The 21,440-nt window shown below is 39.4% G+C and carries 21 protein-coding genes; 11 read left to right on the forward strand and 10 right to left on the reverse strand.

The window, feature by feature from the left end; genetic code table 11:
• Positions 1-35 precede the first annotated feature (35 nt).
• From RF53_RS06810 to RF53_RS06830, 5 genes are all read left to right on the forward strand, one after another.
• Positions 36-500, forward strand: a complete 465-nt coding sequence (locus RF53_RS06810; RefSeq protein ID WP_006793023.1) for an acyl-CoA thioesterase — start codon at positions 36-38, stop codon at positions 498-500.
• A 249-nt stretch (positions 501-749) separates the two neighbouring features.
• Positions 750-1,319: an outer membrane beta-barrel protein gene (locus tag RF53_RS06815; protein ID WP_008131186.1), complete on the forward strand. Its 570-nt coding sequence runs from the start codon at positions 750-752 to the stop codon at positions 1,317-1,319.
• Between the two features lie 180 nt (positions 1,320-1,499).
• Positions 1,500-2,204, forward strand: a complete 705-nt coding sequence (gene tsaA, locus RF53_RS06820) for a tRNA (N6-threonylcarbamoyladenosine(37)-N6)-methyltransferase TrmO (RefSeq protein ID WP_006793025.1) — start codon at positions 1,500-1,502, stop codon at positions 2,202-2,204.
• Between the two features lie 88 nt (positions 2,205-2,292).
• A complete protein-coding gene (locus tag RF53_RS06825) occupies positions 2,293-4,017 on the forward strand; it encodes a proline--tRNA ligase (protein WP_008131190.1) in 1,725 nt (574 codons plus the stop codon).
• A gap of 161 nt (positions 4,018-4,178) precedes the next feature.
• Positions 4,179-5,018: a UDP-2,3-diacylglucosamine diphosphatase gene (locus RF53_RS06830; protein ID WP_039037062.1), complete on the forward strand. Its 840-nt coding sequence runs from the start codon at positions 4,179-4,181 to the stop codon at positions 5,016-5,018.
• A 98-nt stretch (positions 5,019-5,116) separates the two neighbouring features.
• On the opposite strand, the gene RF53_RS06835 is transcribed toward RF53_RS06830, so the two are convergent.
• Genes RF53_RS06835 through RF53_RS06845 form a run of 3 tightly spaced genes read right to left on the reverse strand, consistent with a single transcriptional unit; the run spans position 5,117 to position 7,915 of the window.
• Positions 5,117-6,325, reverse strand: coding sequence for an ABC transporter permease (locus RF53_RS06835; protein ID WP_006793028.1), 1,209 nt, complete (start codon positions 6,323-6,325; stop codon positions 5,117-5,119).
• Entirely contained in the window at positions 6,318-7,106 is a 789-nt protein-coding gene (locus tag RF53_RS06840) for an ABC transporter ATP-binding protein (RefSeq protein WP_039037063.1), read from the reverse strand. The genes RF53_RS06835 and RF53_RS06840 overlap by 8 nt, the downstream gene beginning before the upstream one ends.
• Positions 7,103-7,915 carry a DUF3025 domain-containing protein gene (locus RF53_RS06845; protein ID WP_039037064.1) on the reverse strand — a complete coding sequence of 271 codons (813 nt, stop codon included), beginning with the start codon at positions 7,913-7,915 and terminating at the stop codon, positions 7,103-7,105. The genes RF53_RS06840 and RF53_RS06845 overlap by 4 nt, the downstream gene beginning before the upstream one ends.
• Positions 7,916-8,033: 118 nt before the next feature.
• Between RF53_RS06845 and RF53_RS06850 the strand changes: the two genes are divergently transcribed.
• Positions 8,034-9,659, forward strand: coding sequence for a M28 family metallopeptidase (locus tag RF53_RS06850; protein ID WP_039037065.1), 1,626 nt, complete (start codon positions 8,034-8,036; stop codon positions 9,657-9,659).
• A gap of 121 nt (positions 9,660-9,780) precedes the next feature.
• Positions 9,781-10,953 (forward strand): putative manganese transporter, encoded by a 1,173-nt coding sequence (locus RF53_RS06855; protein WP_039037066.1) that lies wholly within the window; start codon positions 9,781-9,783, stop codon positions 10,951-10,953.
• A 56-nt stretch (positions 10,954-11,009) separates the two neighbouring features.
• On the opposite strand, the gene RF53_RS06860 is transcribed toward RF53_RS06855, so the two are convergent.
• From RF53_RS06860 to seqA, 7 genes are all read right to left on the reverse strand, one after another.
• The gene (locus RF53_RS06860) at positions 11,010-11,375 is read right to left on the reverse strand and encodes a DUF805 domain-containing protein (RefSeq protein ID WP_039037067.1); all 366 of its coding nucleotides are present in this window, start codon (positions 11,373-11,375) and stop codon (positions 11,010-11,012) included.
• A gap of 414 nt (positions 11,376-11,789) precedes the next feature.
• A complete protein-coding gene (locus RF53_RS06865; RefSeq protein ID WP_039037068.1) occupies positions 11,790-13,352 on the reverse strand; it encodes a dihydrolipoyllysine-residue acetyltransferase in 1,563 nt (520 codons plus the stop codon).
• Positions 13,353-13,360: 8 nt separating this feature from the next.
• Positions 13,361-14,338 carry an alpha-ketoacid dehydrogenase subunit beta gene (locus tag RF53_RS06870; RefSeq protein ID WP_039037069.1) on the reverse strand — a complete coding sequence of 326 codons (978 nt, stop codon included), beginning with the start codon at positions 14,336-14,338 and terminating at the stop codon, positions 13,361-13,363.
• Entirely contained in the window at positions 14,338-15,552 is a 1,215-nt protein-coding gene (locus RF53_RS06875; RefSeq protein ID WP_008127397.1) for a thiamine pyrophosphate-dependent dehydrogenase E1 component subunit alpha, read from the reverse strand. Before RF53_RS06875 ends, RF53_RS06870 begins: the two co-directional genes overlap by 1 nt.
• Before the next feature lie 266 nt (positions 15,553-15,818).
• A complete protein-coding gene (gene astE / locus RF53_RS06880; RefSeq protein WP_039037070.1) occupies positions 15,819-16,871 on the reverse strand; it encodes a succinylglutamate desuccinylase in 1,053 nt (350 codons plus the stop codon).
• 78 nt (positions 16,872-16,949) lie between these two features.
• A complete protein-coding gene (gene pgm / locus RF53_RS06885) occupies positions 16,950-18,587 on the reverse strand; it encodes a phosphoglucomutase (alpha-D-glucose-1,6-bisphosphate-dependent) (protein ID WP_039037071.1) in 1,638 nt (545 codons plus the stop codon).
• A 9-nt stretch (positions 18,588-18,596) separates the two neighbouring features.
• Positions 18,597-19,187: a replication initiation negative regulator SeqA gene (gene seqA / locus RF53_RS06890; protein ID WP_006793039.1), complete on the reverse strand. Its 591-nt coding sequence runs from the start codon at positions 19,185-19,187 to the stop codon at positions 18,597-18,599.
• A gap of 244 nt (positions 19,188-19,431) precedes the next feature.
• On the opposite strand from seqA, the gene RF53_RS06895 reads away from it, so the two are divergent.
• From RF53_RS06895 to fldA, 4 genes are all read left to right on the forward strand, one after another.
• Complete coding sequence (locus tag RF53_RS06895; RefSeq protein ID WP_039037072.1) at positions 19,432-20,199, forward strand: alpha/beta fold hydrolase; 768 nt, start codon at positions 19,432-19,434, stop codon at positions 20,197-20,199.
• 95 nt (positions 20,200-20,294) lie between these two features.
• Positions 20,295-20,516, forward strand: coding sequence for a DUF2788 domain-containing protein (locus tag RF53_RS06900; RefSeq protein WP_006793041.1), 222 nt, complete (start codon positions 20,295-20,297; stop codon positions 20,514-20,516).
• Between the two features lie 2 nt (positions 20,517-20,518).
• Positions 20,519-20,797, forward strand: a complete 279-nt coding sequence (gene ybfE / locus RF53_RS06905) for a LexA regulated protein (protein WP_002962928.1) — start codon at positions 20,519-20,521, stop codon at positions 20,795-20,797.
• Between the two features lie 14 nt (positions 20,798-20,811).
• On the forward strand, positions 20,812-21,339 hold the full coding sequence (fldA, locus tag RF53_RS06910; RefSeq protein WP_039037073.1) for a flavodoxin FldA: 528 nt from the start codon (positions 20,812-20,814) through the stop codon (positions 21,337-21,339).
• Positions 21,340-21,440 lie beyond the last annotated feature (101 nt).

Here is a 21,440-nt window from a genome sequence, read left to right on the forward strand (position 1 = left end):
TGCTGATTGTATAACTAATAAAAAGAGTAAAGCTTATGCCGTCGTCAAATGTTGTTTTTCGTTTTTTAGCAGAACCTACCGACGTTAATTTTGGTGGGAAGGTACATGGTGGTGTGGTTATGAAGTGGATTGACCAAGCTGGCTATGCCTGTGCTGCAGGCTGGAGTGGTCATTATTGTGTAACCGTATCGGTGGCAGGTGTTAAATTTAGACGCCCTATTCTGGTTGGTCAAATAGTAGAAGTGGAAGCTAAAATTGCACATACCGGTAAAACAAGTATGCAAATATTTATACAAGTTCGGTGTGGCGACCCTAAAACACAGAACATGGTTGAAACAAATCACTGTGTAATAAGCTTTGTTGCCATGGATGAAACGGGTTACCCCGTTGCAGTGCCAGAGTTTAAAGCAGTCTCCAATGAAGATATAAAATTAGAAAACTACGCAATTAAAATGAAAGAAATTGCGATTGAAACCGAAAACTTACTTCATCAAGTGTAATTAGACATTAGCTAATTTTTGTACTGTAAAAATCACCTAATGCTTTGTAAAAAATACAATTTATTTAAAATCGCTAAATCTTAGCAGTTAGCGATTTGTTTAATAAAAAACCTAAACAACCCAAATAACTAATCCAAAAATACTAGTTCAGCTGTTTTAGTAATCAATTTAATCATTGGCATGTTCACTGCAAATAAGTAATTGAAGTTTGAAAAATCAAACCATTTTATTTTTTAAAGGAGCTATTTAATGATTAAATCACTTTCACTTTCAGCACTAGCGCTAGCAACACTTGGTTTTAATTCTGCGGCGCAGGCAGATATTTCCGATTTTGATTCTCCACGTATTTATACCGGTATAGGTTACGGACAGTACTCTTTTGAGTTTGAAGACAGTGAAAACGATACTGATTTTGATGATGACGCACAAATGCTCAAAGGGTATGTAGGTACGCAATTTAATGAATATTTAAGTGTAGAGCTGGCTTATCAAAACTTTGATGAAGTTAGCGATATTGATAGCAAAGCTGAAATTGACGGTGTGTCATTGGCCGCGCGTTTAGGTATCCCATTAACTGAGAGCTTTTCGGTTTATGCCAAAGGTGGTTGGTTAGAATGGGATGCAGATATAAAACAAGAACTCCCTGTTGGAAGCGTTTCTACTTCACAAGACGGCGGTGATGCATTTTATGGTGCTGGTTTAGAATTTGCTTTTTCTAGCAATGTGCAAATGCGTTTAGAGTACGAGCGTTACAAACTAGACGACGATATTGATCCTGATATGGATGTAGCATCAGTGTCACTGCAATACATGTTTTAAACTATAACAGGTTGTTTAACAAAGGTAAGCTTAGGCTTACCTTTTTCTGCTTTATATAAACCACTCAGTCTAAAAGCAATTTTAAACCTATCAGTCTAATTAAATAAATTGCTCTGCTGTGATGCCATGGCCTGCAAATAAAGGTAGAATGTCAGCCTATTCTATTTGTACTTGAGTGACATGAGCGACTACAGCATTTCGGCCGTTGGCCACATACAATCTCCTTATAAACAAAAGTTTGCCATACCAAGACAACCTCGTTTAGTACCTGAAGCCAAAGCAAAACTTATTTTTGCGCCTGATTTTAACCGCGAAGAATTTGTACGCGGTATTGATGAATTTACCCACATTTGGTTATTGTTCCGCTTTCATGAAACCGCAGATAAAGGCTACTCGCCCATGGTACGCCCTCCTCGCTTAGGCGGTAATGAACGCAAAGGTGTATTTGCTACTCGTGCTACTTTTAGACCAAATGCCATTGGTATGAGTGCAGTAAAGCTTGAGGGTATAGAATATAAAAATGGCCAACTCAGTTTATTACTTGCCGGAATCGACCTGCTTGATGGCACGCCCATCATTGACATAAAACCCTACTTGCCTTACTCAGATGCTATGCTTGACGCAAGTGCTGGTTTTGCAGATACACGCCCAGAAACACAAATGAGTGTAGAGTTTACCCCCGAGGTGACTTTATTCATTGAGCAACAAACTCAATACCCTGATTTATTAAACTTTATTAGTAATGTTTTAAAACAAGATCCACGCCCTGCTTACAAAAAACAAAAAGACGGCGAGCAGAGCTATGGAATGACATTGTATGATTACAATATACGCTGGCAAGTTAATGGCGAGCACAACCTAGTAACAAGTATAGAAAAAAGCTAAATAACTCACTTAGCGCTTTTGTGTAAAAGCAACCGCTGGTAAACTTAAGCTCTATTAAAAGAACATATTACTCTATTTCGGAAAAATAATGCGTACCAGCCAATATATACTCGCAACACTTAAAGAAACGCCTTCAGATGCTGAAATTGTATCGCATCAGTTAATGCTTAGAGCCGGTATGATCCGTCGCGTCGCTTCGGGTTTATACACTTGGTTACCCTCTGGTTTACGCGTTTTGCGTAAAGTTGAAAACATTGTTCGTGAAGAAATGGACAAAGCAGGCGCAATAGAAATGCTGATGCCTGTGATACAGCCTGCTGATTTATGGGAAGAGTCAGGCCGTTGGAGCGAGTTTGGTCCAGAGCTAATGCGCTTTACAGACCGTCATAATCGTGAATTTGCACTTGGTCCAACACATGAAGAAGTAATCACCGATTTTGTTCGCAAAGAAGTGAATAGCTATAAACAGTTACCACTTACTTTATATCAAGTACAAACTAAAGTACGTGACGAAAGACGCCCTCGTTTTGGTGTTATGCGCGCACGTGAATTCACCATGAAAGACGCTTATTCATTTCATTTGAGTGAAGAATGTTTAAATAATACGTATCAAGCAATGCACAAAGCATACTGTAATATTTTTGAACGTTTAGGCCTAGATTATCGCCCAGTAATTGCCGATACAGGGTCTATTGGTGGTAGCGTGTCTCATGAATTCCATGTTTTAGCCGAATCAGGTGAAGACGCTATCGCATTTAGCGATGGTAGTGATTACGCCGCTAATATTGAAAAAGCCGAAGCCCTTGCCCCAACAGAGCCTCGTGCTGATGCTACAAAAGAATTAAAAGCGTTCCCGACTCCAGATGCTAAAACAATTGAAGAACTTAAAAAGCATTACGGTGTTAAACCGCACCGTAGTGTTAAAACGTTAATCGTTTATGGTGCCCCAGATGAAAACGAACAACGTGGTTTAGTTGCCCTTGTTATTCGTGGCGATCACGAATTAAACGAATTGAAAGCGGAAAAGCACCCTCTGGTTGACTCACCGCTTGAAATGGCAAAAGAAGCAGACATCATTGCTGCAATCGGAGCAAAACCTGGCTCACTAGGTCCTGTAGGATTAACAATGCCAATTATTGTTGACCGCACAGCCAACGTAATGGCTGACTTTGTAGCCGGTGCTAATAAAGACGACGAACACTTTAGCGGCATAAACTGGGACCGTGATGTAACTAACTACGACGTTGCTGATATTCGTAACATTGTAGAAGGCGATCCTAGCCCTTGCGGCCAAGGCACATTACAAATTAAACGTGGTGTTGAAGTAGGACATATATTCCAACTTGGCACAAAATACTCAGAAGCCATGAAAGCAGGCGTATTAAACGAAGATGGCAAAAACCAAGTAATGACCATGGGTTGTTACGGTGTAGGTGTATCGCGTATTGTGGCTGCTGCTATTGAGCAAAACAACGATAAATACGGTATTATTTGGCCACAATCTATTGCTCCGTTCGACCTTGCTATTGTACCAATGAACATGCACAAGTCGCATCGCATTCCTGATATTGCAAACAGCCTTTACCAAGGTTTAAAAGATGCAGGTGTGGATGTGTTATTTGACGATAGAAAAGAGCGCCCAGGTGTCATGTTTAATGATATGGAGCTTGTAGGTGTGCCTTTCACACTTGTAATTGGCGAACGTAACCTAGACGAAAATAAAGTAGAGCTTAAAAATCGTCGCACAGGTGAAAAGCTAATGATTGACATAGATACCGCTATTGAAAGCATTAAAGCAGCTATGCAAGCCTAAACACTTATTCGTTATTCAATAACGTGAATGCAAAAACCGCTTTTTTAAGCGGTTTTTTTATGCCTAAATTTTGTGTCATATAGCTTTACTAAAAATGTCGTATCACTGTCATTTTTTCTCTCTAAAGTAATTTATAGCTAACAAAACTAACGAGGGACAATATGAAAAGTGCTGAACAAAAGGCTAAATACCCTGCTATATGGATATCAGATGTTCACCTAGGCTATAAAGATTGTAGAGCTGATTATTTACTCGATTTTCTAAGCGCTGTTGAGACTGACGTTTTATATTTAGTTGGCGACATTATTGATTTATGGTCTATGAAGCGCCAATTTTATTGGCACCCCTCTCACTATCAAGTACTTAATTGCATTCAACAAAAAGCGGCCAACGGAACACGCGTAATTTATATACCAGGAAACCATGACGAAACCTTTAGAAACTATATAAATCAAACCCTGTTTGGCATAGAGGTCCACCAGCAGTATATTCATGTAACTCAAGCCAATAAACGCTTTTTGCTCGTTCACGGCGATGACTTTGATAGCGCAACTCGTTATAACAAAATTATTAGCATTGCAGGCGATGCAGGCTACGATTTGCTTTTATTTTTAAATCGTTGGAGCAATAAAATAAGAAAGTTGTTTGGGGGTAATTACTGGTCGTTAGCGTCGTGGATAAAAGCACGAGTTCATAAGGCACGCGAAGCAATAAATGCATTTGAAGACGCTGCTATTCATGAAGCAAAAAAACAAAAAGTAGATGGGATTATTTGTGGGCATATACACCACCCTAAAATAAAAGTGTGCGACGGCATAGTGTATTGTAACGACGGCGACTGGATAGAAAACTGCACCGCCTTAGTGGAACAAGCCGATGGAAAAATAGAACTGCTTCACTGGTCAGATACACACACAGTTTTAGACAGCGCCGACATATCTAACATTTCATCGCCACTAATGAGTAATGACGATGCGAAACCTAAAAAGTCGGCAGCGTAATTGCTGACTTTAAACCAAGTCATAAATTTTAATCCTTGTTGACGGTCTCAAACAAAAAAGCATCACTTAAGTGATGCTTTTTAAAGATGAGTAGCACACTATCTAAATAGTACATCTTCTCGGTTAAACCATTTAACGCAAAATGCGAGTAACGCACCCGCAATAAGAGCGGTTGCTAAAAATATGAGCCCTACAAACGTGTAATCTACAGTGCCTTTAATTATGTCTTTAATGGCTAATGCAACGTTGGTTACCGGAATAAACGCGGTTTTAGCAGTCAATTCCATATTTGGCATTATTGAAATAATAATAGGGAAAAACACCCCCATACTTAAAGGAGCCATGTAGTTTTGTGCTTCTTTAAACGTACGCGCATAAATAGATATAGCTAACGCTAAAGAAGAAAATATGGCAGCCAATGGCAGTAATAATACAAAAATCATCAGCAAATCGGTAACCGCCAAAGTACTAAATGCCGTTTTTATAAAGTCTAAGTCTGCGAACGCCAGTGCAACAGCAACCCAACACCCCATACTCACAACCGTAATAGTGGTTGATGCAATAGAGGTGGTCAGTAATGTTATAAATTTACCTAATACCAGCTCTGTGCGTGTTATGGGTGTAAGTAAGAGTGTTTCTAGTGTGCCGCGCTCTTTTTCACCGGCCCCTAAGTCAATTGCAGGATATGTAGCGCCCATTAATACCAATGGAATAAGTAAATATGGTAAAAAGCCACCTATTTTTTCACCTAAGTTTTCACGTTTATCGGCCGTATCTACTTTAACAACTTCAATAGGGGTAAGGATAGCTTTGTGCGTAGACTCTTCTATCCCAAAGCTTTTTAATTTTTTGGCTTGCAATACGTCGCTGTATTCTTGAGCTAGTTCTTTGACCCGATCAAATAAAAAATTTATTGATTTTGCGTCGTTAAATACCACTTCCCATTTGCTTTGTTCACCACTGTCGAGTGTATCTTCTGCGTTACTTGGCAAATAAATACCCATATCTATATCGCCGGCAGTAACACCAGCTTTGAGCTCTTCTATTGTATTAAAGGTTTTACTGCCCTTATAAAGTTCAAAGCTTTTGTGGTAAAACACTTTGTTGGTAAATTCTGGTGCGTATTCACCATTAATAATTACGTAAGTATTAACTTTTTGGTCAGCTTCAAGTGCCGCTTGCGAACTAATAAAAGCCATAACGGCAAAAATTATTGGGAAAATAAGTACTGGCAGCGCCACAACAAACATAAGCGTTTTTTTGTCGCGAAGGAGCTCTTTTAATTCCTTTTTATATACTTCAAACATTATGCTTCTCCGTTAATATGTTCATAAACGCTTGGTTTAACTCTTCACTGTTTCCGGCTTGTATAAACTCTTCAACTGTGCCATCAAAGCAGCTTATACCTTCGTTAATTACCGCTACACGGTCACATAACAATGCGACTTCATCTAAATGATGGGTAGAAAAAATAACCGGTGTGCCTTGTGCTTTTAAACCTTTGATAAATTCGATTACTGTTTGTGTGGTCATGATATCAAGGCCTGTTGTAGGCTCATCGAGCACAACTACTTTTGGGCGATGTACAACTGCACGGGCTATATTTGCTTTTTGTTTCATACCAGTTGATAAATTTTCAGCGCGTTTATCTATAAATTTATGCATATCGAGTAATGTAAAAAGCTCATCACAACGTGATGCTATATCGCTTTTTTTCATCCCGTGAAGTTTTGCAAAGTACTCTATGTTTTCTTTAACGGTCAGACGACCATACAAGCCAGTAGAGCCTGATAAAAACCCAATAGACTTTCGCCCTAAAAGAGGTTTTTTAACAATATCGTTGCCATCAATTGTAATAGAGCCTTCATCAGGCTTTAAGGCTGTTGAGATCATTCTTAAGGTGGTTGTTTTACCTGCGCCATTTGGGCCTAACAACCCTAATACTTCGCCTTCAGCGCAGCGAAAACTGACATCTCGTACTGAATGAAAGTAGTCTTTATCTTCACGCGGGTCGATATCGTCTACTTTATTTTTTTTATGGTCTTTCGTCAGCTTAAAACGTTTTTTAAGCCCGGCAACTTCTATCATGCGCATATCCTTCGTTTGGGTCTAAAGTAATCCGTATTATTGTAAAATGTGTCGTTTTTATTATCTTCATGCCACCCAGGCACACCTAATAATGGTAAAGGCGAAAGGTGTGAGTTATCGGCTAAGCAATGTTCTATTTTAATCTTCTCATAAAGTACTTGATCAAGGTACTGGTATTGCATTGCTAAATCTTTACAAAATATTTCATCGGGCACATTTATGAATAATGCTTTTCCTGTTAGCCCTATATAGGGGCGAGTCAACATTTCGTAATTGGCATGACCAAACATAAAAGCCTGAATTGACTCTCCCCACTCATGGCGGTGCTCTACAAATGCTTTGTGCCATTGATGATCGCGCAGCCAGGTTTGCCATTTACTGTCACTAATGGCCAGTACAACACCACATTCATCAAATAGTGTGAGTGCGTTTCTGTGTTTGGTGCGCTTAGTTAAACCATATTCGGCAATGTCCTGAACATGCCGATGATTTATAAGTGATTTTGTTTTAGGAAATAAGCACCAAATAAAACCACCGAATAGATCGTGCCAATTTTCTGTCCGTGTGGGTACTTCACCCGTTTCAAAAATTACTTGTTCGTAATAGCGCTCCGCAAAGTCTATTTGTGCATCGTCAACAAACTGTATCGGTAAATTATTCTCGTTCGTTGCATTTAAATATGGAGTAAACCATTTTGGTGAAGGCCATTGAGTTTGCTCATTAAGTTTAAACAAGCTGTTTAGGTGATTAAATGCACCCGTTTTTAGGCAATTGGGTTGCCATTGTTCAGGAGGAGTAAAACGCTTCATTATTATAAATTTCTAACTTGTATAGGCCTTTAATTTTGTAACAGTTTACCGCAAAAGCTAGCCCTACTTAATAGAAGTTAATATACTTATTTAATCTTAAAACAATAATCGAGTTAATATGAAACGCAATTTATCTCTCACACTTCTTGCCAGCGCTGTTTTAGCTGGCTGTGCAGCAACAAGCATAACTCCTTCAGATGTAACTAATGGCTATAACAGTATTAAAGCCGATGAGTTAGCAAAACACATAAAAGTATTGGCATCTGACGAATTTGGTGGCCGAGCGCCTTCGTCACCTGGCGAAAAGCTAACATTAGATTATTTAACAACCCAATTTAAAGCATTGGGTTTTGAGCCTGGCAATGGTGATAGCTTTTTACAAGAAGTCCCCCTTGTATCACTAGAAGCTGATTCAAACATGGTTTTATCAATTGGTGGCAAAGATTACCAATACAAAAAAGACATGGTTATGGGCAGTAGCCGCATTAGTGAAAAAGAAGGCATTGAAAACTCTGAGCTCGTATTTGTAGGCTACGGCGTTAATGCACCAGAGTATAACTGGAACGACTACGAAGGAATTGATGTTAAAGGTAAAACCGTGGTCATGCTTGTAAATGATCCTGGTTTTGCAACTAAAGATCCTGCTTTATTTACCGGCGATGCAATGACGTATTACGGTCGTTGGACCTACAAATATGAAGAGGCAAGTCGCCAAGGTGCTGCAGGCGCTATAATTATTCACGAAACAGCACCCGCTTCGTATCCTTGGTCGGTTGTTGAAAATTCGTGGAGTGGCGAGCAATTTGGTTTTCAAAAAGAAAACAACAATATGGACCGTGTTGCTGTAGAAGGCTGGGTTACTAGTGATGTGGCTAAAGAGCTTTTCAGCAAAGCTGGTATAGATTTCGATACCGTTAAAGAAAATGCCGCAAAAGGTGCTTATCATGTCGATATGGGTGATTTAACCGCCTCTGTTAATGTGAGTAATACAATTAAAACGTCAGTGTCTTACAACTTTATTGCGACATTACCGGGCAGCGAATCGCCGGACGAACATGTTGTATATTCAGCGCATTGGGATCACTTAGGCACAGATACAAGCCGCAAAGGTGACCAAATTTATAACGGTGCTCACGATAACGCAACGGGTACTGCAGGCTTAATAGAAGTTGCAGAGGCATTTACTAAATTGCCAAAGCACCCTAGCCGCTCAATGACATTTTTAGCAGTAACCGCTGAAGAGCAAGGGTTACTTGGCTCTAAGTATTACGCCGCAAACCCTGTTATTGCAGCTAACAAGACGGTTGCTAATATCAACATGGATAGCTTAAATTTATTAGGCAAAGTAAAAGATATGAGTGTGGTAGGCATTGGTAAATCTCAAATGGATGAGTTTTTAGCTAATGCAGCAAAAGATCAAGGTAGAACTTTATCAGGCGATCCTAAACCATCGTCGGGTGGTTATTACCGTTCTGATCATTTTGCGTTTGCCAATATGGGCATACCTGCAATGTACGCTGGTGGTGGTACTCAAGCAGCGGATGAAGAAACAGCCAATTATCGCAAGCGAATGAGCCTAGTATTACGCGGTTGTTACCACCAGCCTTGTGACCGTTACCGCGATGAGTGGGATTTATCGGGCGCTGTTCAAGACTTACAATTATTTTATAAAGTAGGTTTTGATATTTCTGAGCAAGAGCAATGGCCTACTTGGAATGCAAACTCAGAATTTCAACGCAAATAGCCAAGGTTTTAATATCGAAAAACTCAATGTGAGTAATCGGTTTAAATACAAGTAAATGATATTGATTATCATTTACCAAAATTATACAGTGTTGCCCTGTTTATTAATTTGGTAACACTGTATGAACTCAATTACACAAATAGGACTAATTACGCCCGCTTCAAAACGCTTTGTTAGCCAAAATAAACGCTTATTACTCCCTCTTTTTTTGTTGGTATGCTTTGCTGTGCCATCACTTCGTGATATTGCAATTACCGCACTAAGCGACGCGTTTTTTCAAGTCAGTGTATTTGTTGCTGCTACGTTACTGATTTATTACTACGCTATTGAGCGTTTACCTCAGTTGGAGCTTAGTTATCTAAGTGCCAAGTCACCGGCTTTAGAGGTCTTTTTTGCGGCTTTACTAGGTGCCTTACCCGGCTGCGGGGGCGCTATAATAGTGGTTACACAATTTACCAAAGGCCAAGCAAGCTTTGGTGCTATTGTTGCCGTACTGACAGCAACAATGGGCGATGCTGCATTTTTACTTTTAGCTACACGCCCTACTGAGGGAGCTGTAATAATGGCTATAGGATTAGTTGTTGGAACTATATGTGGTGCTTTTGTAAATACAGTTCATAAACACGACTTTTTACGCCCTTCTTTAAAAGAACAAACGCACCAAGTTAAAATATTGCCTACCCGCATTATTAGAGTCAGTAAACCTGTTTGGATGTTAGCGATTTTTCCAAGTTTAATTATCGCTGTTTTAATCGCATTTAACGTGGACTTTAACCAATTTGGAGAGTACACAAACACTGGAATACATTTATTTGGTGCGGGCATGGCTCTATTTATCGTAACGGTATGGGCTTACTCGTCTAAGGGCGAAACATATAAACAAATTACCAGTGAAGAGGATGAATGCAATCCACCCTCTAAAGTAATTAAAGTGCTCCAAGACACACACTTTGTGACTGCATGGGTAGTGGCGTCGTTTATGTTATTTGAAATACTCGTGAATGTAGCCGGACTTGATTTAAAAACATGGTTTGCCCACTACGCTTATTTAGCACCGCTGATTGCTGTGATCATTGGTTTTTTACCCGGTTGTGGACCGCAAATAATAGTCACCACGCTTTATATACAGGGTATTATTCCATTTAGCGCTTTAACAGCCAATGCAATTTCAAACGACGGAGATGCGTTATTCCCTGCAATTGCGTTAGCCCCCAAAGCCGCAATAATAGCTACTTTATATACCGCACTTCCTGCACTCGGAGTTGGCTATGGCTTGTATTTTATTTCGTATTAAATTTTAGGCATAAAAAAGCTCAGCGAACACTGAGCTTTTTAGGTTAAAACTTTACTTTAGACAGCAGCAGGTTCTGCTGCTAACTCTTTTGGATTAGGACCAAAATCGTTCTCGCCTTCATGCGAGTCTTGTGCAAGGAACACAATTAAAACAATCCAACCAATAATTGGCACTAACCAAAGTAACTGCCACCAGCCAGAGCGGCCTGTATCGTGTAAACGGCGTGCACCTGCGCTTAATTGAGGGATCAATAAAGCTAAGCTATATATTGTGCTAACAAACATCGTGTTTGTAATACCATCTACAACACTTGTTAATAGTGAAAAAATAATATTAATTAGCATAAACATCCAAAATGCTTTGCGGCGATTACGTCCTGAAAAATCTGCGTAGCTACGCAGTGCGTTCATATAATGTTCCATAATATTTCCTTAGTGTTATTTTTTATATTCCCTAACGGGGTCTTTAAATTACTTATTAGTAACATTTGTATCTTAATTAAAAACGGTTTGCTTTAAAACAAAAAACCAGCAAATTGCTGGTTATTTATTAGGGCGTGCTGACCTTTGCGGATTGAAATTTGTTCAATCTAGGGTCGATTAAATCGCGGCGCGAGGTTTGTAACCTAGTGGGCTAAGTAAAAACCGAGTAACAAAGAGTTTATCGCCCCTAGGCAGAACCCGAAGGGCAGCGCATGTTTGGCATTTATGCTGCGTTATCGCCTATTTATGGGGAATAACCACACTTCATAGGCTCTGCCTTGCCTAAAAACCAAACATGCTGCTGCAAATTCAACCATCAAAGTTCAACACGCCCTAGGTTAAAAAATTATATTTTTAACTCATTGCCATCATCATTGCCGATGGATTTTCTAAGTACGATTTCCATAAGTTATTAAAGCGAGCAATTGTTCCGCCATCAATAACACGGTGATCACCAGACCAACTAACTTGCATAATGGCCTTACTCACAACATGGCCGTTTTCATCAAAGCGTGGTAAATGCTGCAATTTACCTAGCGCTACAATAGCAACTTCAGGTTTATTAATAATTGGTGTGGCAATTGTGCCGCCAATTGCACCTATGTTTGAAATGCTAATAGTACCGCCTTTTAAGTCTTCAGGTGGTACTCGCCCTTCGCGAGCGGACTCAGTAAGGCGTGTAAGTTCATTAGCCACATCAACAATATTTTTACTTTGGCACGACTTAATATTTGGTACCAATAAGCCAATTTTAGAATCGACTGCTATACCAATATTATGATCGTCAAAATAAGTGAGCTCAGAGCAATCTTCATTTACCTTAGAATTAAGAACCGGGAATTCTTTCATCGCAAGCGACAGTGCTTTAACAAAGAAAGGCATCATAGTGAGCTTAACGCCTTGTGCTTTGTATTGCTCTTTCATTGAAGCTCTTAGCGCAATGAGGTCTGTTAAATCTATTTCATCACAAAATGTAAAATGTGGAATGGTTGAAACAGAAGCAACCATTTGTTTTGCCATCGCCGCTTTTATGCCTTTAATTGGCTCTACACGCACGCCAGAGCTCTGCGTTTTACTTTGTGTGTTGGCTACATTGCTATTAAGCGGTGATGTATCAATACTGTTAGGTACTTCACCTTTAATAAACTCTTCTATATCTTGCTTATAGATACGTCCATTTTTACCACTACCCGGCACTTGTGTTAAATCAACATCAAGCTCGCGTGCTTTTCGTCTAACAGCCGGTGATGCAACGGCTTTTGTGTTAACCACTTTTGCTGTTTGATTAACTTTTACTGGTGCTGCTTGCTCTGCTGCATTTGTTTGCGCTTTTACTACAGCTTGGTTTACATCTATGTTTTGTTTAGGTGCACTTCCAGCAATAGTCATTTGAAACAGTGGGCTATGTACTTTAGCTATTTCGCCTTTCTGATAATACAGCTTTTGTACGGTACCGGTGTACTTGGCCGGTATTTGCACAAGGGCTTTATCAGTCATTACATCACAAACAGCTTGATCTTCTTCAATTTCATCGCCTTCGGCGACTAACCAGTCGACTATTTCGCACTCAACAATCCCTTCGCCAATATCTGGTAAAATAAAATCTTCTAATTGTTCAGCTGTATTGTTGTTTTGGGGTGCACTGTTATGCTCTTGCGTTTCAACGTCAGCCGCTTCGCCTGCTACATCCATTGCAAACAGGGGTGCATGCACTTTAGCTATTTCGCCTTTTTGATGGTAGAGCTTTGTAATTACTCCATCGTGCACAGCAGGTATTTGTACTAGGGCTTTATCGGTCATCACGTCACAGATGGGTTGATCTTCACAAACGCTATCACCTTCTTTTACTAGCCATTCAACCACTTCGCACTCAACAATGCCTTCACCAATATCGGGTAATATAAAATCTTTAGCCATGGGAACCCCTAAAAATCCATTGATTGTTTAATTGCAGCTAATACTTTGAGCGCATCAGGCACATACTCTTTCTCAAGTGCCAGTGGGTAAGGTGTATCTAAACCACACACACGTAAAATAGGTGATTCTAAATGGAGGAAACACGCTTGTTGAATTGAGGCAGCAATTTCTGCACCAAATCCATTTGTAATAGGTGCTTCATGGCTTATTACTAAACGGCCTGTTTTAGTGACTGATTTAGCAATCGTGTCTATATCCCACGGCAAAATACTACGTAAATCTATAACCTCACAATGTATGCCTTTCTCACTTGCTTGTTTTGCAGCATCTTCAATAATTTCCATTTGAGCGCCCCAAGCAAGAACTGTAATGTCACTGCCTTCTTGTACGACTTCAGCTTTACCTAACTCTATTGAATAATCTTCTTCAGGTACTTCACCCGTTGATGCGCGGTACAAACGTTTGGGCTCAAAAAATATAACAGGATTGTCATCTTTAATACTTGCACGCAGTAAGCCTTTAGCTTGATATGGATTACGTGGCACCACTATTTTTAAACCTGGCGTATGTGCAAAGTAAGCTTCTGGTGATTGCGAATGATATAAACCACCAGCAATACCACCACCATATGGTGTACGTACAGTTAAGTTACCTACATTAAACTCATTACCACTACGGTATCTGAATTTTGCTGATTCATTTACTATTTGGTCAAAGGCCGGGAATATATAATCTGCAAATTGAATTTCAGCTAACGCGGGTGCACCAAATGCCGCTAAACCATTTGCAAAACCTAAAATACCTTGCTCAGTTAAAGGTGTATTAAATACACGGTGTTTTCCGTATTTTTCTTGTAAACCTGAGGTCGCTCTAAATACACCACCAAAATACCCAACATCTTCGCCAAATATACACGCTTGCGGGTGTTCATTCATGGTTATATCTAGAGCAGAATTAATTGCATGTAGCATGTTCATTTTAGCCATTACTTAATTCTCCCTGCAGTAACTGGGTAAGCATCTGGGTGCTTTTGTATATGTTCTTTTAGTTCATTGTATTGACGAACAAGTGAAGGGATTGGCGTATCGTAAACATCTGATACTAGCTCTTCTAAAGCAGGCTTTTGCACTACTTCTGCACGCTTTAATGCCGCTAATATATCTTCACGTATAGACTCTTTTGCTTTTAAATCGTCTTCTTCGTTGAGCCATTGCTGTTTTACTAGCCACTTTTTAAATTTTTCTATTGGGCATGTTTTGTAATTAGCCTCTTCGTCTTTTGAACGGTAACCACTTGGGTCATCAGACGTAGAGTGAGCGCCTAAGCGGTAAGCTATTGATTCAATTAAAACAGGTTCGCCTTGTGTTGAGGCAATTTCACGTGCTTTTTGCGTTGCCGCAAACACAGCAAGTGCGTCTGTGCCATCGACCCTAATTGTTTTAATGCCATAACCCACACCACGTGAAGCAATACCATCACCTTTAAATTGCTCATCTGCCGGGGTCGAAATCGCATAGCCGTTGTTACGTGCAAAAAATATCACGGGTGCTTTATGCACTGCAGCCATGTTTAACCCTGCATGAAAGTCACCTTCAGATGCAGCGCCTTCGCCAAAGTAACAAATAGTAACGTTATCAATAGTGCTTGCAAGCTCGCCTGTTTTCGCATCTATATGCTTTACTTTTTGTCCATATGCATACCCTGTAGCTTGTGGTATTTGTGTGCCAAGAGGAGAAGAAATAGTCATATAGTTTAATTCGTTCGAACCATAATGAATTGGCATTTGACGACCTTTGCCTAAATCTAATTCATTTGAAAACATTTGGTTCATAAATTGGTCTAGCGTAAAACCACGGTAATGCAGTGCAGCTTGCTCACGGTATTGCGCCATTATCATGTCTTCTTGGTCAAGCGCAGCAGCGGATGCCGTAACGGCTGCTTCTTCACCTAAACATTGCATATAAAAGCTTACTCGGCCTTGGCGCTGAGCACCTTGCATACGTTCATCTAATAAACGTATAAAACGCATAGTCTCATAAAGTTTAATTGCGGTATGTTTTGAAATAGCGGGTGCTGTCGCACTTGGGTGAATGTCGCCATCCTCAGTTAAAATACTAAGGGTTGGAATATTAAGCGCATTGCCGTCAATAAATTCTAGCGCATGGTTAATATTCAGCGATACGTTATTTGGATTACTCATAACCTACCTTCTGTTGTTGTCAGTAACATAGTGCCCCTTCTACATTATTATTATGGGTGATCATTGCTGAATAAACTTTGCAATATCTGCACTATATTTAATTAAAGCTGCCAACACTTTACGTTAACGTAAAGTGTTATTCAACAAATCTGTGACGAAACAAAAGTAAATATTGGTTAAATAAGTGGCAAGTTAACAATACAGCTACTTAAATTATTAGTAATCAGTTAGTTAACCCGCAGGACAAAGAGGTCTAATGAGTTGAATTATACAAAGTTACTGTCTATTGCCATTGGAACAACGGTGAGTAATGCACGTTGCCCTAAGGCTACTTTTGCATTTGGGAATATGATTGCTTCTCCTTCAACGTCCGCATAATAAGGAGTATTACCATCGGTTGCGAGCAGTTCTCCTTTTGCAAAGCCAGTAAAGTTCTCTGCATCATCAGAAAATGGAAAACTAAAATCCTCTTGAGTACGATTAATTGTACGATGAACAGCGAACAGCTCAAAGTCGCTTGCATTAAATTGTGGGTATTCAACATCTTTTTGACTAATTAATGCAGTTAACGTTTGTTTTGTTTTTTCAAAACGTGTCATATCGTTTTGGCCAAATGGTTTTACTTGCCCAAGCTCAACTGTAAACGAATCTGCACCATGAACAAAGGATGAGTAATAACTAAACGTTGTCGCTGGCGACTTCATCATTAATACAGTATTTACACCACAACTTAGTAAAAATTGTAGCTGTGATTTTTTCCATGGTTTACCGTGCAAAAATGGATACACGGCAAATTTTTCATTTTTTGAACCACGAATGGCCGTGTGCAAATCGTAATGACTGCGCTCACTGCCCTTTTCGCCTCTGGCAAAAAAGTCAGTTACGTAGCGTTCAAGTTTTGCCGCTCGAACGCGCTCGTCATTCATTTCAACACCATCAACAGTGTGGTGTCCATTAAATAAACGATTAAGGTTTTCTTCAACAAAGCGCAAACCAATATTAATTGATTTAGGGTTACCGTATATAAACAGGACTCGCTGATTAAGCTCAAGGCTTTGCGAAATAATTTGCTTTATTAGCTCATCACAAATTTCAATAGGCGCTGTTTCGTTACCGTGTACAGCACTTGATAACACAATATCTTTTGAGGTAGTAACCGCTGGCTGAAACTCAATAACCCCAGTATCGTGTACATTAACTTGGGTTCCATTGTTGAGCGTAAACTGGCTCGGTGCTAAGTGCCATTCGTTATCTCGGCTAATGGCTAGAAAATCACCGGTTGATTGCAATAAATTTAAATAATCAGGTGTGGCTGACATAATAAAAGCCCTTTATAGTGTGAGAGATACAAAAAAACGGCTGAATAATTCAGCCGTTTTTAAATAGTTTAAGCAGGTTTAGCTAATAACTGAATCAACTAATTGTTTAGCTTCTTTTTCTAAAAGAGCTAAATGTGCTTCGCCTTTAAATGATTCTAGGTATATTTTATAAATATCTTCAGTACCTGATGGGCGAGCAGCAAACCAGCCATTTTCTGTAACAACTTTTAAGCCGCCAATCGCTGCATTGTTACCAGGAGCATGAGTTAATTTTTGTAAAATTGGCTCTCCAGCTAACGTTTCGGCTTTCACGTCGTCTGCACTTAAAGCTTTTAAACGCGATTTTTGTGCACTACTTGCTGGCGCATCTAGGCGCTTATAAAGTGGCGATCCAAATTCTTGTTCTAGCTCTTTATAAAGCGCTGATGGTGTTTTACCCGTTACTGCAAGTATTTCAGCTGCAAGTAAACCCATAATAAAGCCGTCTTTGTCAGTACACCATACGCTGCCATCAAAGCGTAAAAACGCAGCGCCTGCACTTTCTTCGCCACCAAAAGCAAGATTACCTTTGTTTAGGCCTTCAACAAACCATTTAAAGCCTACCGGTACCTCTTTTACCTTTCGCTCATTACGCGCAACAACACGATCAATCATCGAACTCGAAACAAGCGTTTTACCAATCTCTACGCTACTATTCCACTCGCGGTGGTTTAATAGGTAATCAATAGCAACAGCTAAAAAATGATTCGGATTCATCAGGCCATCGGGTGTAACAATGCCGTGACGGTCGTAATCAGGGTCGTTACCAATCGCTATATCAAAATCGTCTTTTAATTTAATTAAATTAGCCATCGAGTAAGGCGATGAACAATCCATACGTATTTTGCCATCTTTATCAAGTGGCATAAATGCAAAACGCGGATCAACACTGTCGTTTACTACGGTTAGATCTAAATTATATTTTTGCGCAATGACTGGCCAAAAATTTATACCTGAACCACCTAATGGATCAATGCCTATTTTAACGCCCGCATCACTAATGGCTTTTAAGTTAACGATATTCTCTAAATCGTTAATATATGGAGTCATTAAATCTTCGTAGCGGATAAACCCTGAGCGAGAAGCTTTAGCGAATGGGAAAAGCTCAACCTCTACTAAATCTTCAAGTAATAACTTGTTAGCCCTGTCTTCAATCCAGTTAGTTACGTCTGTATCAGCAGGCCCGCCGTTAGGTGGGTTATATTTAAAGCCGCCATCTTCAGGAGGGTTATGTGAAGGCGTAACAACAATGCCATCTGCAAGCTCATTAGGATTGCGTTTATTGTGACAAACAATTGCATGGCTAATAACAGGAGTTGGAGTAAAGTCGCCATCTTGCTGAGTAATTACTTGTACTTCGTTAGCAACAAGCACTTCTATTGCAGAGTTAAAGGCAGCCTCACTAAGCGCATGGGTATCTTTACCTAAAAATAATGGTCCAAAAATATCGTTTTGTTTACGGTAATCACAAATGGCTTGTGTAATTGCTAAAATATGGGATTCATTAAATTTTACATCATAAGAGCAGCCGCGGTGTCCAGATGTACCAAAGGCAACGCCATGCTCTGGGTTTTGCTCTAAGTCTGGCTCATTTAAATAATAAGCCGAAACTAATTTAGGAACATTAACAAGTGCTGATTGTGGAGCAGTTTTGCCTGCGCCTGAGTGAATAGCCATTATATTTCCTTACAGGTAATCGCGAATTTTTTCAGCTTGCTCTGCACTGTAACCTAGGCAAAGAGCTACTTCATGAAGCATCATTTTTTTACGTGTTGTATTAGAATTAGTCATTACCCAATATTCACTGTCGGTGATATTTTTAGGGTTCATGCTACTTCCACTATTTACTAAATCTTCTTTGCTCGTTGCAAAATAAACACGGTCACGGCCTTTAATATCCAACACAGCAGAAAAATCAGATTTATGAGTGCGATAAAAAGCACTTAAAATAAATAAGAAGCGACCCACCACGCCTTTTTGCATTGCTAGTTCTTCTTTATTTAATACATTAAAAACGTTAGCATTTTTTTGCTTCACTGGTGTGACAGTTTTTGGAACTTCAGCTTCTGCTACAGCGTGCTTTAATTCTGGCGCAGTAGATGGCGCAGATGTAGTTGTTGTTTGTTGATTTTGTGTTATTTCTACGTCAGCGGTTAATTGTTTTTCGCCGCTCATGTTTAATAAACGACGCAAAATTGTGGATGCACTTTCACCAATACTTTGCGTGTTGCTGGCAATGTATTGATATAACTCGTCGTCTATGTCGATTTGTTTCATGGTCTTCCTGTCATTACGGGTCACATTTTTTTCTCACGCCTGATTATACCCAATCCAATAATAAATGCGAGTTACAACAAGCACTCGCAGGCATTTCGAAAATCTATAACTAGTTAGGTAAATTTTTAGTCAATCAATTTCTCTAATTTTCGAATATCATTTAATAAAATGGTTAATTAGACACTATTTTTTGCTTTTTTAAGTATTGCTCGGCAAACTAAGGCGAAATTTTTAGGAGCAACGTATGCAGCTAAATTATAAGCAACTGGGACAAGGTCCTGATGTTATTTTAATACATGGACTATTTGGTTCATTAGAAAACCTGAACGTAATTGCTAAGCCGTTAAGTGAGCATTTTACAGTTACCAATGTAGATTTGCGAAACCATGGCCTCTCCCCTCACAGTGATGAGATGAGTTATCCTGCTATGGCAAAAGACATTGTTGAGTTACTTCGACACTTGAATATAAAAAAAGCACATATAATTGGTCATTCTATGGGTGGCAAGGTTGCTATGGAGCTTGCATTAACTCAACCCGAGTTAATTGAAAAATTAATTGTGCTTGATATAGCACCCGTTACCTACCCACCGCGGCATACTAAAATATTGCAGGCGCTTAACGCAGTTGCATTTGAGCATATAGAAGACAGAAAGCATGCTGATGATTTAATGCAGCCTTATATTGACGAACTTGGCGTTCGTCAGTTTTTATTAAAAAGCCTAGCTAAAAATGAAGCAGGAAAATTAACGTGGCGATTCAACTTACCTGTTCTAGATAAGAAATATTCAAATATACTTTCAAACGTTAATGAAAACAATTCTTGTTTGTGCGATACTCTTTTTATCAAAGGTAACGATTCAGATTATATTTTACCCGAGTACCGCACTGCAATTGTCACGCGTTTCAAGAATACGAAAGCAAAAATCATTCACGGTGCTGGTCATTGGTTACATGCGCAAAAACCTATGGCTGTAAATAAGGCAATAAGTGACTTTTTAATTCAAAATTAAAGTAATTTTAATCGCTTGTTTTTGATTGCACGTACTAAATATATGAATATTTTTGTGCTATAGTACGCGCCGTTTAATTTAAAGGTTATACGTTGATGGTCAGTCAGTTAATTAACGAATTTGATACCCTAGGGTTGTATTTTGGCTTAGCCGGTATTTTGATATTCATCGGCTTGGCAATTAAAGACGTACTTAAAAGTGGAAATGTGCCTAAGTTTGGTCGCTATATAGTATGGACTGTACTCTTTTTAGGCTGTTCAGGCTTTATTGCTAAAGGACTTATTCAAGTATTTTGGCAAGGCGCAGGTGTAGGTTAGGCATGGCGAAGTCAGAAACAGATAGAACAACACTCGATTTATTTGAATACGAAAAGCGTCCAGGCCGACCTAAGACCAATCCTCTTTCGCGGGATATGCAGTTAAAGGTTAATAAACGTAATCAAATAAAAAGAGACAAAGCACGTGGTTTAAAACGTGTTGAATTTAAAGTTTCATCGCAGTTGTATCAAGCGTTAAGTGATATGGCAGATGCACAAAATATTAGCCGCAGTGCGCTGATTGAAACGATTTTACAAGAAAGATTGGCTATTGATACATAAAAGGTTATAAATCCATGGCAAGTGTAGGCATTTTTTTCGGAAGTGACACAGGTAACACAGAACACGTAGCAAAAATGATCCAAAAAGAATTGGGTAAAAAGCTTGTGGCTGTGCATGATATTGCAAAAAGCTCTAAAGAAGAGATTGCAGATTTTGATTTAATCTTATTTGGTATTCCAACGTGGTACTACGGCGAAGCACAATGTGATTGGGATGATTTTTTCCCTGAGCTTGAAGAAGTAGACTTTGAAGGCAAACTTGTTGCTATTTTCGGTTGTGGTGATCAAGAAGATTATGCTGAATACTTCTTAGACGCTATGGGCATGATCAACGATATTGTTACTGAACGTGGTGCTATTGTTGTAGGTCACTGGCCTACTGAAGGCTACGATTTCGAAGCCTCAAAAGGTATGGCAGACGACAACCACTTTGTCGGTTTAGGTATTGATGAAGATCGTCAACCTGAACTCACAGAGCAACGCGTAAAAGCATGGTCTGCTCAAGTATTTGATGAAATGTGTTTAAGCGAGCTTGCTGACTAATCCATCCGATATACCGCTAACTGTTTAAATAGTTATCAAACAGTTAGCGTTTTCTTTATTTACTGCAATATAAATCATTTCTTCTTTGCACTTGAGGCCTA

It is taken from the genome of Pseudoalteromonas sp. ECSMB14103, assembly GCF_000813065.1.
Taxonomy (GTDB): domain Bacteria; phylum Pseudomonadota; class Gammaproteobacteria; order Enterobacterales; family Alteromonadaceae; genus Pseudoalteromonas; species Pseudoalteromonas marina.

What these genes read in the sequence shown, in the direction of transcription:
- RF53_RS06845 (WP_039037064.1), bottom strand. Translation starts at nt 7,915, where the DNA reads ATGAAGCGTTTTACTCCTCCTGAACAATGGCAACCCAATTGCCTAAAA.
- RF53_RS06810 (WP_006793023.1), top strand. Translation starts at nt 36, where the DNA reads ATGCCGTCGTCAAATGTTGTTTTTCGTTTTTTAGCAGAACCTACCGAC.
- astE (WP_039037070.1), bottom strand. Translation starts at nt 16,871, where the DNA reads ATGTCAGCCACACCTGATTATTTAAATTTATTGCAATCAACCGGTGAT.
- RF53_RS06840 (WP_039037063.1), bottom strand. Translation starts at nt 7,106, where the DNA reads ATGATAGAAGTTGCCGGGCTTAAAAAACGTTTTAAGCTGACGAAAGAC.
- pgm (WP_039037071.1), bottom strand. Translation starts at nt 18,587, where the DNA reads ATGGCTATTCACTCAGGCGCAGGCAAAACTGCTCCACAATCAGCACTT.
- RF53_RS06855 (WP_039037066.1), top strand. Translation starts at nt 9,781, where the DNA reads ATGAACTCAATTACACAAATAGGACTAATTACGCCCGCTTCAAAACGC.
- RF53_RS06895 (WP_039037072.1), top strand. Translation starts at nt 19,432, where the DNA reads ATGCAGCTAAATTATAAGCAACTGGGACAAGGTCCTGATGTTATTTTA.
- fldA (WP_039037073.1), top strand. Translation starts at nt 20,812, where the DNA reads ATGGCAAGTGTAGGCATTTTTTTCGGAAGTGACACAGGTAACACAGAA.
- seqA (WP_006793039.1), bottom strand. Translation starts at nt 19,187, where the DNA reads ATGAAACAAATCGACATAGACGACGAGTTATATCAATACATTGCCAGC.
- tsaA (WP_006793025.1), top strand. Translation starts at nt 1,500, where the DNA reads ATGAGCGACTACAGCATTTCGGCCGTTGGCCACATACAATCTCCTTAT.
- RF53_RS06875 (WP_008127397.1), bottom strand. Translation starts at nt 15,552, where the DNA reads ATGAGTAATCCAAATAACGTATCGCTGAATATTAACCATGCGCTAGAA.
- RF53_RS06835 (WP_006793028.1), bottom strand. Translation starts at nt 6,325, where the DNA reads ATGTTTGAAGTATATAAAAAGGAATTAAAAGAGCTCCTTCGCGACAAA.
- RF53_RS06870 (WP_039037069.1), bottom strand. Translation starts at nt 14,338, where the DNA reads ATGGCTAAAATGAACATGCTACATGCAATTAATTCTGCTCTAGATATA.
- RF53_RS06865 (WP_039037068.1), bottom strand. Translation starts at nt 13,352, where the DNA reads ATGGCTAAAGATTTTATATTACCCGATATTGGTGAAGGCATTGTTGAG.
- RF53_RS06860 (WP_039037067.1), bottom strand. Translation starts at nt 11,375, where the DNA reads ATGGAACATTATATGAACGCACTGCGTAGCTACGCAGATTTTTCAGGA.
- ybfE (WP_002962928.1), top strand. Translation starts at nt 20,519, where the DNA reads ATGGCGAAGTCAGAAACAGATAGAACAACACTCGATTTATTTGAATAC.
- RF53_RS06830 (WP_039037062.1), top strand. Translation starts at nt 4,179, where the DNA reads ATGAAAAGTGCTGAACAAAAGGCTAAATACCCTGCTATATGGATATCA.
- RF53_RS06850 (WP_039037065.1), top strand. Translation starts at nt 8,034, where the DNA reads ATGAAACGCAATTTATCTCTCACACTTCTTGCCAGCGCTGTTTTAGCT.
- RF53_RS06815 (WP_008131186.1), top strand. Translation starts at nt 750, where the DNA reads ATGATTAAATCACTTTCACTTTCAGCACTAGCGCTAGCAACACTTGGT.
- RF53_RS06900 (WP_006793041.1), top strand. Translation starts at nt 20,295, where the DNA reads ATGGTCAGTCAGTTAATTAACGAATTTGATACCCTAGGGTTGTATTTT.
- RF53_RS06825 (WP_008131190.1), top strand. Translation starts at nt 2,293, where the DNA reads ATGCGTACCAGCCAATATATACTCGCAACACTTAAAGAAACGCCTTCA.